1 protein-coding gene is annotated in these 741 nt (G+C 67.5%); it reads right to left on the bottom strand.

Features of this window, described 5'->3' with window-relative positions; all coding sequences use genetic code 11:
• A partial coding sequence (locus N866_RS19230) for a hypothetical protein (RefSeq protein WP_034229981.1) occupies nt 1-672 on the bottom strand: 672 nt, incomplete at its 3' end.
• Between the last annotated feature and the right edge of the window lie 69 nt (nt 673-741).

Raw genomic sequence — 741 nt, 5'->3', positions numbered from 1 at the left:
TCCAGGATCCGGGGACAGGCCCCCCTCCTCGTGGGCACGCGAAGCGAACTCGCGGTTCAGCGCGGCAAGCACTAAGAGCCGGCAGATCACCAGCGTCCGCTCGACCTCGTCGTCAAAGTGCGTCAGGCCCGCGCGCTGCAACGCAGCCCAGGCGTAAGCGGCCCACCTGTCCTCCGAACCGCCGGCCCAGATCGAGAACAGCCCCGGCACCAGCTCCTCCAGGTCCCCGAACGGCCAGTCGACCGCGTCCAGGTCCGGGTCCTCGCCGAGGTGGGCATCGTCGATGTTTCCATCCTCGTCTGCGTCGTCGTCTCCCCACACGTCTGATGCGGTGTCAACAGGCTCTTCGACCGTGAACAGGCTCTGTCCGAACATGGGGAACGGGTCGGCTACCGGAACGCCGGTCTGCGCCGGCCGAACCTCCTGTCGCGGGACTGCCCTCTCACGCTGGTCCCCGTTGACGTCCCTCGACGCACCATGCTCGGACAACTTCAGCTCCAAATCGGTCACGAGAACGCCGGCTTCGTCAACCCCGCTGGCTTTCCAGTTGGTGTCGCAGGGGCCGGAGCCCTGCGCAGCGGCGGCGCTCCGGCCGCCACTGACGCCCGAACGGTAGTCCCTCGCTGAGCTCACACGGACCTCACCGCGATCGTCGACTCGCACCAACGTCACCAGACCGGCGTCCGCGAGAGCCCTGATGTCGGCCTTGGCGAACGGTGGTCAAGTCCCTGGAAGTGGTGT

Source organism: Actinotalea ferrariae CF5-4 (genome assembly GCF_000603945.1).
Classification (GTDB): domain Bacteria; phylum Actinomycetota; class Actinomycetes; order Actinomycetales; family Cellulomonadaceae; genus Actinotalea; species Actinotalea ferrariae.
The sequence above is the reverse complement of the archived record's forward strand: the minus strand, read 5'-3'. Positions and strand labels throughout refer to the sequence as shown.